Annotated in this window: 3 protein-coding genes; all 3 read right to left on the reverse strand. The window is 37.7% G+C overall.

Annotated features, from left to right (window positions below):
• Positions 1-60: 60 nt before the first annotated feature.
• Positions 61-2,592 carry a M14 family zinc carboxypeptidase gene (locus ES675_RS15265; protein ID WP_082986010.1) on the reverse strand — a complete coding sequence of 844 codons (2,532 nt, stop codon included), beginning with the start codon at positions 2,590-2,592 and terminating at the stop codon, positions 61-63.
• Positions 2,593-2,877: 285 nt separating this feature from the next.
• On the reverse strand, positions 2,878-3,678 hold the full coding sequence (locus ES675_RS15270) for a T9SS type A sorting domain-containing protein (RefSeq protein ID WP_066256536.1): 801 nt from the start codon (positions 3,676-3,678) through the stop codon (positions 2,878-2,880).
• 366 nt (positions 3,679-4,044) lie between these two features.
• The coding region (locus ES675_RS15275; protein WP_148367547.1) for an HYR domain-containing protein at positions 4,045-11,163 on the reverse strand (7,119 nt) is incomplete at its 5' end.

An 11,163-nucleotide genomic window follows, 5' to 3' on the forward strand; every position in this document is an offset into this window, starting at 1 on the left:
GTTGAAATTCAGTGTAAAAAAAGAGGTTAAAACCAATAGCTTTAACCTCTTATACTTTCTTTACTGTTTTATAATTCGTTTAACAACTGTTTTATCACCTGCTTTATTTTGTATTTGAATAAAATAGGTGCCAGCTGATAGTTTATTTAAGTTATCTAGCGTAATTGTTTGATTTACGGGATTGGCTTCGTTTAATTTTGAAACGATACGTCCACTAATATCAAAAACACTAATATCCACCGGGTTGCTGTCCATTAACTTAATGTTTACAGAGTTATTAAAAGGGTTTGGGAACACTCTAATGGTATTTGCGTTAAAACTATCCACATTTAAGGTTGAATTTGTAATGTTTAAAGTATAATCTTCAACTTCACCATAATTAAATGATTCGCATGGATTGTCAGCGTTATTTCCAGCGCCACTATAGTATTTCAATAATACACGCATACGTGTGTTTCCTAAAGCAGCATCATTGGGAACATCGAAAGTTCCAGATACTGGATTGTTGGTGCTAGAGCTGCTTCTGAAAATTCTTTCAGAGGTCTCAAATGTACCATTTTGGTTGAAATCGATCCAAGCCGTAACAGCATCGTTGTAATTAGCACCACTCCATTCTTTAGTTACACTTATAGTATTTCCAGTAGCATTAGTTAGAATATCTAAATCTCCAAAAACATTCGTTCCCGTAAAATCTGAATATCCAGACGTTGTAGAGTTTACCGTGTTATTACTCGTTCCATTAATAGTAACAATTCCTATAAATTCATCTTCTATGCTATTACCTTGTGCATTACAGTAATTAATATTGGTTGTAGTGAATTGTTGGGAGTTAGAATAGGTAGTGCTGTTAGAGCCACAATACGATTTTACTTGAAACTCATAGGTTGTATTTGGTGATAATCCTGTAATTTGATATGGGTTGGATGAAATTCCTAAAATATCAGTCCAAGTAGGAGTGCCTACTTCACGATAGCGAAGATCAAAACTATCAGCGGTTGCCGCTGTCCAGCTAGCATTGGTGGAGCTAGCATCAGTTCCAGATGTATTTAAGCTTGTAGGAGCCGTTGCCGTTAAAGGCGTTAATAAAATATCTGCCAGTGTAATAGTTTGATAGTTTGCTATGGTTTGATTTGTTAAGGTTGCCGATTGGTAGCAAGGCGCTTCAATTAAAATATTATAAGTTCCCGCAAAAACTGGTCTGTAAAAATCACCCTGAGGTAAGTTGCTAACGGTATGAGAGCCAACAGCATCATGACCAACAAGTTTTATGGTTGCTTCAATTGGATCTCCTGAAACGACATCTTTTACTTTTCCTTGAAAACCGTAAGTTCCTTGAATTAGGTATTCAATTAAAGCTTCACGATTATAGTTCCAATGATTAACTAGTTGGTTTGATGGAATTAATTTTGTATCAGACAACTCCATAGTCGTTTCTTTACATTGATGGGTAAAGTTCATATAATCTTGACGTCCGCCATAAACGCGATACCAATCCGCTCCATGTGTAATACCATTATTTAAACCGGTCATATAACCACTTGGGCTATTAGCTTGCGCATTGTCAGCATATTCTCTTGATATTTGGATAAACCAATCATCATCAGCGTGTCTATCATAGGTATTATCCCACGGGTAATTTACAACTTCAACGCCACCATGGAAGTTAGCAGATAATACAAAATGGGTATTAGCAGCTAAACTCATAAAATGTTGGGTTTCTAATTCATAAGACGTATGTCCATTTGAATGTGGACCATTAACGTTATCTGGATAATTTCTATTTAAATCTTTACCGTTGGCATTGGCTCTTCTAGCACTTACTACCGATGTGTTGGATGCATTATTAAAGTATGTACCATCTGGATTTGCCATAGGGTTAATCCATACTTCCGAATTATCAATTAAGTTTTTAATTCGTAAATGATCTGAATGACCTGTGTTTTTATATGCTGTAATGAAATAGTCAATTAAATTAAGCATTAATGGGTATCCTGTAATTTCATCACCATGAATGGAAGATGTATACATCACTTTAGGTTCTGCTTCTTCAGTACCGATATTATCAGATAGTTTCAGAAATAATAAGCGTTTGTTTCCACCGCTAGCGCCTTCGGTAGTTCCTCCTATATCTACTAATTCGCAAATATCTGGATGGTTGATGGCAAATTCTTGCATTTGTAAAGCGTAATCCGCATAGGTTGGATAGGCTGTAAGGGGGAAGGTTAGGGGATAAGGGCCTCTATTTTGACTAGCAGGTAATTCATTAGACATCACGATACCTGTAGCTTCGTTATCGGCAGGGTTCACTTCAAAAGTTCTATTACTAGCTTCAAATCTTCTAAATTGTTCTGTATTGGCCCAGGCATAAACGGTTCGCGTATTAGGGTCATAATTCAGAATAGACATTTCTGAAGTCATTGATTCTATTTCAGAAACATCATTTATTTGAAAGCTAAAAGTGACTTCACCTTTTTCACTTAAATATTGATTTGCCTGACGTGATGCATTTACTTGGGCTTGCATCATACTGAATGCAAATAAAAACACGAACAAGGTCGTTTGGATTTTTAATTTCGAGTAGTTTATTTTCATAGCAACTTTAGATTAGTTTTTTGATGCTGCTAATATATATTTAATTTTTTTAAAAACATCCACGAAATGCATATAAAATCGACAAACAGTATATGTTTTTTGCGTGAACTTTTGTAAATACTTGAAAAACAAGTTATTAGTATTTATTTGATGTGATTTGTTTTTATTTAATAAGTAAGATTTTAACTACTTAATTATCAAATTATTGACCAACTTCCCTTGTAAATAAAAAAAAACCAGTGAGTATGATTCACTAGTTTTTACACTTAAAAATAAACAGTTCAATTAGAAAATAACTTTTTTGCTAGTATAACCATTTTTGGTATAGATTTTTATAATACCATAACGTTCTTTTGATATCTGGAGTGGTATTCTAATATGTTTACTATTTATATTTTGGAAATTTCCAATGCGTTTTCCTAATATATTATAGATTTCTATTTGAGTAATGGTTTGATGTGATTTCCCATGTAATTCTTTGGTATTCCTTACATAGGTGATGCTTGTTTTTTCATCAACAGTATCATCTATTGAAAGAATAACGTTACCAAATTCGTCTAAAGAGCCTGAATTGTCTTTGAAGGTTATAAAAAAACGATCTAAATACGTTCCTTCAGAAATTGTATCCTGAAAATCGGATTCATTTAATAAGGTATGGGTATTATTTACAGCATCATACAGGTAAACATTTATGGGGTTATTGAAGTTTTCTAATCTATCCAAAGCGATTTCTACGTTGCCAGCATTAGACAAAAACATGCCCAGAGGGTATTGTTTAGAATCATCAAAAGCTCCCACGCCTTGTATTACGTATCGTTGATCATTAATCATCCAATTTAAATCGTCTGGATAGTTATCCATATTTAGAGCATCATAGCCATAGTCAACACCGTCTGATGCGGCATTGTCAGGAGTAAAACCTAATAATAAATGCCTGACGTAGCCATTAGGCATAGTAAAATCTATGCGGACTAATTGGGGTTGATTAAAAGCTACAGTGGATTCTGTGGTATTAGCAGCTGCTGGTGTTAGGCCTAAAAATAGCGCGCAAAACACCCATGTGTATAAGTAGGTTAATGTATTCATTTGCGTTGGGGTTTAAATGAATGTTAGTATGATTTGGGATGGCTAATATAGAATTATTTTTTAAAAACATCTATGAAATGCTAAATTATTCGTTGAAATGCATTTTTATATCATTTGGGATGCGATTTTACGAGCTTTTAATTTCGAACAATTTTTAGTTGAATTACTTTTATAATTTCCAAAGGGTATCCATAGGGCAACTATGGGAAAATCTTTCACGAACTATTTTAATAACAATTTAATTTACTTATATCCATACATTAGCTATATACTAGCCATATACTATTATAACCGTAAAATAGGGGAATAAAAAACGACCTCTCAAAATTCATTGAGAGGTCGTTAATATTAAAAGTTATTAATCTTTTACTGCATTTTAACAATCACCTTTTTATTGATGGTTTGATTATCTGTAGTCTGCACCTTAATAATGTAGTTTCCTTCAGATAACTGTCTGACAGGAATTTTACATTCTTGAGATAATGGTGCATTGGTACTATTCCAAGACTTAATTGTTTGTCCTAGCATGTTAACCAGGTACACTTGTTTGATGTCCATACTATAAGGAACCTTAATGTAAATTTGATTGGTATTATTCAAGTAGTTCACAATGACATTAGGAAACTCATCCGTTTCTGTACTTAATACATTATCCTCTTGGAATACAATATAGAAACGCCCTTCATGTGTTCCAGCATCCAGATTTGTTTGGTATGGCGTCACATTGATACGTGTATAGGTTCCTAAAAGCGCATCATAAACAAATACATCAGGATCTTCGTCAAAATTCTCTAAATCGGTAAGTGCTATTTCTGCATTACCTGTCATACCCATATCTATTGTAATAGGGTACATGTTTTCGTCGTTGAATTCACCGACTCCTTGGATGATGTATTTGCCATCTTCAATTTGGAAAGACATGTCGCTTGGGAAGTAATCTGTGTTTAAGGCATCGTAACCGTAGTCAACAGCTTCACTAGCTTCATTGTTTGGTGTGAAACCTAAAGCTAAGTGTCTTACTGCCCCTTCAGGTGAAGAGAAATCTAGACGAATCAGTTTAAATAGATTGTCGTTTTCTACTCCAGTATTTGCCTCTCCATTAGATTCATTTCTAAAGAACACGGATGTATTTGCTTCAGATTCTTTTTTGAAAGCGCGCTGTGCGTTGTTAAATAGAATATTTCCGCCATCAGAATCTCCAGTTACATAAAACCCTTGAGCAACGGACACATAACGTTGTGGAATTTTGCCTACCATGCCAACACTACCTATTCCAGTAGGAGGTGATGTGGCTGCAACACCGCTTAACAGATTTCTTACTGCATAACCACCTTCATAATCAATAGTTATGTGGGAATTATTTGTTTTAGAATGTTCCCAGAAATATAAAGCACCAGTAATACTACCTGCGTTATCATTTATAAATTGTGTGGCATCAATAGCTGATGGATAAGGGTTACCAACTAGGGCTTCATTTCCACCCGTAACAGGTGTTGTTATGGTACCGTTGTTAGGTTTTCCTACAAATGTATAGTTCTGTAGATCATTAATAGGATGACCAACACCACTACCTTTCATGGTAAACCCTAAACCAACAGGAACATCATAATTGGTATCTATGTCATTCCAAGCGGCATAGGAATCTGCTGGGTAGTTTTCATATAAATACAACCAACGACTACTTAAAGTAACAGGATTTGTGCTTCCTGTTGCACTAGGACCTGGCACCCAATTTACAGGATTTGTACCATCGTATAATACGTTTCCAATTTTAAAGGTTGCACCATCTGTACTTACTGGCGATGTCCAATAATTATAGTTAAATAGATTTGTTGTTCCCTGTTGGTCACGATGTAAAGATCCTGTTCCCGTGTAATCAACAATACTTCCCGTAGGTTGTAGGAGTTGCGATTCACCTTCTAAATTTAAAACACCATCAATTCTTAAATAGGAATTCACTTGCAAACTTTGTTCATTTGAAATGGTAACTATATTTGCATCTACAAGTAACCCAAGAACTGTTGTTGCTCGGTTTCCAGAATCCACATTATGAGCAGTTCTTACTATGTTCCAAGTAACTGCATTGGTGTTAGGAATCATTTGTACGTTTCCATGTAACCACGTACTTGCTGAATTCCAATTTCCATTTTGAGTGCTTATGTAAGGTAATGGCGCTGACTCCTCTTGAAGGGTTGTCATGTTTCTTAATCGCCCATTTGTTCCCACATCTGCTACCAAATTACCTCCTGAAATATCAGCAGTACCTTGATTCATTTGGTAATACGCTGTTAAGTTACTCCAGGTTATTCCAGAAACATCTAAAGGAACTGTTAATCCATTTACTGAACCACTATTGTTTCCAATTTCTTGGTTCATCATTTGGCGAATTTGAGCAGCACTTAAGTTGGTATTCCAGATACGTAATTCATCCATCCAACCTGAATAATAATTAGTTGGTGTATTATTAGGTCTAGCCATAGCTCCTAATAGTGTATTATAATTATTAGCTGTAGGAATAGGACCAGTTCTCGTGTTTCTATCTATACCGTCAACATACAATTTGTACTGTGTACCATTATATGTTACAGCAATATGATACCAACGGCTTGCCGTTATTCCATTCGCCGTGATACTCGATCCATTGGCATTAAATGAAACTGTTCCGTTTACTAAGCGTAAGTCATAACCAGTTGATAGGTTACCAGCATCTCTTTTAGAAATAATAGTTTTAACACTGCTAGATATAATATTTGGCTTAATCCAAGCTTCAAAACTAAATGAACCTGATAGATTATAGGTGTTACCAAAGTTAACCGAATCGTCTGTTCCGTCAAAATCAATATAATCACCACAACTTGGGAAATTAACAGCCACCGTAGCCGAATCATCAGCACAAGGCGCTGCATTATCTAAAGTCCAAGTTAATGTATAGTTTACACCACTTTCGCCTGTGAAGGTTGCATTAGGATCATTTGCATTAGAGAATGAATACGTACTTGTTGCAGGAATTGAAACCGCAGACCATTGTCCAGAACCATTAGCAGATAGCTGAATGGTTGTATCACTACATGAGCCAATAGTTGTAAGGTTACTTGCCGTTGCAGAAACAAAAGGAACTATTGTAATCACCATAGCGTCCGAAGCCGAATTACATGGTCCAACACCGTCTGGATCATTCGTGGTATAGGTTAATGTTACGGTACCGCTTGTTTCACCAACACCTAATGTGTACGTTGTATTAGGTGAATTCGCATCAGCGAATGTACCCGAACCACCAGACCAGGAACCAGCCGTATTGGCGACAGCAACTAAATTTACCGTGGCATTAATAGAACATGTTGTGATGTCTAATCCAGCATTAACTGAAGCTGCTTGATTAATAGTTACCAGCATAGAATCTGAAACAATACCACAAACACCAGCAGGATTGTTGGTTGTATAGGTAAGAATTACGGAGCCTGCCGTAATATCTGCAGCACTAGGGGTATATACAGAACCCGAAAATGTTCCTGTACCATTAGACCCCCAAGTTGCCGATGACGCACTTCCGCCAAAGGAACCGACCAAAGTTACCGTTTCATTCGAGCAAATCGTTTGATCTGGACCAGCATGAACTGTTGCTGCCGGATTAACGGTTATTATAACCGTATCCATATCTGGACCACATGGACCAGCAGGATCATTTGAAGTTAATGTTAAAGTAACAGTACCTGTTGAAATACTCGGTGTATAAGTGGCATTTAAGTCATTCGGATTGGAGAAACTTCCACTAGGAGCACTCCAAGTGGCAGACGTTGCTGTACCACCGATACTTCCGTTTAATGTTACTGTTTCTGTACTACAGATTGTTCGGTTTACACCGGCGTCAACCGTTGGTAGTTGATTAATGGTTACCACCATACTGTCACTCATAGCCGGACAAATACCATCACTAGGTGTGTTGGTGTATGTTAAAGTTACCGAACCATTGAAAATATCAGCAGGACTTGGTGTGTATGTACTGCCTGAAATGGTTCCCATACTTCCAGAAGAAGACCAAGAACCAACGGCATTGGAACCGCCTATGGTTGCACTTGCTAAACTTACGGTTTCACCCTCACAAATAGTCACATCGGCAGGTGCTGATACGGTTGCTGGTTGGTTTATAATAACACTTTCTGTAAGTGGATTGACACAGCCAAGACCATTGCTATTAGGTGGATTGGTATATTGAATACCTAATAAAGTATAGGTTCCAGCACCAAGATTTGGAAATGTTATTGTACCACTTGCGTCTAATGGAAAAGTAGTTGTATTTGTTCCATCTGTATAGGTAACAGTTGTGTTCGGTGTTCCTGTAACCACAACATCATCACCTTGACATATGGTAGCTGCGTTGGTAATCGTAGCTGTTGGACTTTCCAGAACATACACTTGCATCGTATTCACAATAGGGTCACAAAATGGATTCCAAACATTATTTGATATCAAACTAATGGTAATAACATCGCCAGCTTCTGCACCAGGAGGCAGTGCGTATGTGCTTGTTTCAGAATATAAAGGTCTTGGAGGCGGATCTACCCATGTACCTATGCAAGTTCCCCAGATAAACCATCCATCACAATAACGAGGTGGATCATAGGTTCCTACAGTAGAAAAGCTTCCGCCAGCTCCATTATCAGACCATTCCCACTCGTAGGCTTGTATGCCTCCCACATTTCCATCCATGGAGACAGTTGTTGTTCCTTCGCACACGTAAATATCTGGACCTGCGTCAATAGGGTTAGAGGAGTAGCTAATCAATACTCCCAACAAACGAGGTGAGGAAGTGCCACAGGCGTTACTTGCGGTAACCGTAATATTTTGGAAAAATGTTGCTGTTCCTGTGATGTCTACTTCTATTTGATTGGTACCCTGCCCGTTTACTATAGTCATGGAACCAGGAACGGTCCAATTGTAAGATTCTACATTGGGATCATCAGCAACATAATAAATAGCTGTACTTATAGGACATCCAAATGAACTAGGCCCATTGATGCTTTCTGGTCTTGAAGGTGTACCAGAATAGACCGTTATAGTACCCGTGGCGGTAACCGTATTACAAGAATTAATTGCGGTAATTGTGTATGGAAAAACACCGCTAACTGCATTATTTGGGTTTCCATTAATTCTTAATCTTCCTAGACCGGCATTAAAAGTATAATTTACACCGTTTGGTAGACCGGTTACGGTAAAAGATGTATGATTTGAAATATTAAAATCAATATTCTCAACAGTTCCAATTGGATTTCCACCTGTGCGACAAACACTTTGATCGGCACTTGCTGAAAGTAAGGTTATGGAAGCATTTGGATTAACGGTTACAGTAATAATATCATTATTTTCACAACCATTTACATCAGTTCCTATGACTGTGTAAGTATGAACTCCAACTGATGGTGTAAGAGGTACACCGTTTACAACGCCGTTGTCCCACGTATAAGTTGAAGCACCACTCCCCGTTAAGGTTAAGTTATCACCCTCACAAATAGTAATATTGGTAGAACTTCCATTTGCTTGTGCCGTTACTGTAGGTAACGGATTAACCGTCATCGTTATACTTTCTGTTGCTGGAATTGGCGTAGCACAAGTAAGACTTGAGCTGACTTCCACAGAAACCACATCACCCGTTGAAATCGTTGTCGAGGTGAACGCATTCGTATTGGAGCCTACTGGAGAACCATTTACATACCATTGGTATGCTGGTGTAGCACCTCCATTTGTTAAACCTGTTACAAAAAACGTTAGGTTTTCACCTGTACAGGCTGGGTTAGCAGATGTGTTTAAGGTGAAAGAAACGGGTAATAACGGATTAACAGTCATTGTAATACTATTACTTGTTGTAACGGTGTTACAAGGTCCCGATGTAATTTCAACATATACATCATCACCATTAGTTAAAGATGTAGTTGTATAGCTAGCATTATTATTTCCAACAGAACTTCCACCCACAAACCATTCATAATTGGGGCTTGCACCTAAATTAGAACTTGTTGCTGTAAAAGTTACAGCTGTTCCACTACAAATTGGTGATCCTGGCGACGAAGATATACTAGCAGTTGCTCCCTGTACAGGATCTAAAACTGTTACTACGGCATTACAAGTTGATACGTTTCCAGCAGCATCAGTCACTGTTAATATTACATTATTGGTACCGACATTTGCACAAGTAAATGTTGTTTGAGAAGCATTCAGTGTTACTGTCGAGCAATTATCAACAGAGCCACCATCTATATCAGAAGCCAAGATACTTGCATTTCCAGAAGCATCTAAAGGGATTGAAATAGACTGACAGATAGCCGTTGGTGCCTCATTATCTTGAACAACGACATCAAAATTACAGGTCGAAGATAGTCCGTTTCCATCGTTTGCAATAACATCTACTGTGGTTGTTCCAACAGGGAATGCATAAGGGAACGTTATAGGAGATCCTCCCACTTCATAAGAAATTAATGGGGCGGCGCTACAATTATCGGAAGCTGTAGCATTAAATGTCAATGTTGCATTACATTGCCCAGCATCTGTATTGTAAAAAGCATTAGGCGTTGGACAAGAGATAACTGGAGGTGTCACATCCTGAACTGTAACTTGTTGCGTACAGGTTGTGGTTAATCCAGCAGAATCTTCTACGGTCCATGTAATGGTATGAATTCCAATAGGCAACGGTAATTGTCCAGCTAAATCATTAGATACAGAAGCAATTCCACAATTATCATTCGTGGTTGGTGTCCCTAAATTTACGGTTGTCGCTTCACAATTTGTATCTGCATTGACAATTATATCTGAAGGACACGTTATCGTAGGGTTTTCAGCATCCGTTACGGTTACGGTAAATGAGCAGATTGCGGTATTACCATTACCATCGTCAGCTGTAAATTCAATTGTCGTGGTTCCAATAGGAAACACATCACCAGATGTTAAACCTGTCGAATCTGTTTGCGTTATTGTAACGGTTCCGCAGGTATCACTAGCTGTTGGCATTGGATAAGTGGCAATAGCACCACAAGCACCCAGGTCATTATTTAATGAGACGCTAGGCGGACAGGTGTTAAAAATTGGAGCTACCGTGTCATTAATAACAACATTTTGCGTTTGCGTAGATGCATTACTATTCACATCTGTATAAGTCCACGTAACAACAGTTGTTCCCTGCGTTGTTATCGGTAAAGAAGCATCGTTAGTAACGGTAACAGTTCCACCACAATTATCAGTTGCCGATGGCGCTGTTAGAGTTGTTACTTCACATTGTGCAATTACATCAGCAAGCGAAGCAGCATCAGCAACAGGAGCTGTATTATCGGTGATTATGACATTTTGCGTTTGCGTAGATGCATTACTATTCACATCTGTATAAGTCCACGTAACAACAGTTGTTCCCTGCGTTGTTATCGGTAAAGTTGCATCGTTAGTAACGGTAACAGTTCCACCACAATTATCAGTAGCAGTAGGAGCAGTTAAGGATGTAAC

This window comes from Algorimicrobium algoritergicola (assembly GCF_008086165.1).
Lineage (GTDB): Bacteria > Bacteroidota > Bacteroidia > Flavobacteriales > Flavobacteriaceae > Algorimicrobium > Algorimicrobium algoritergicola.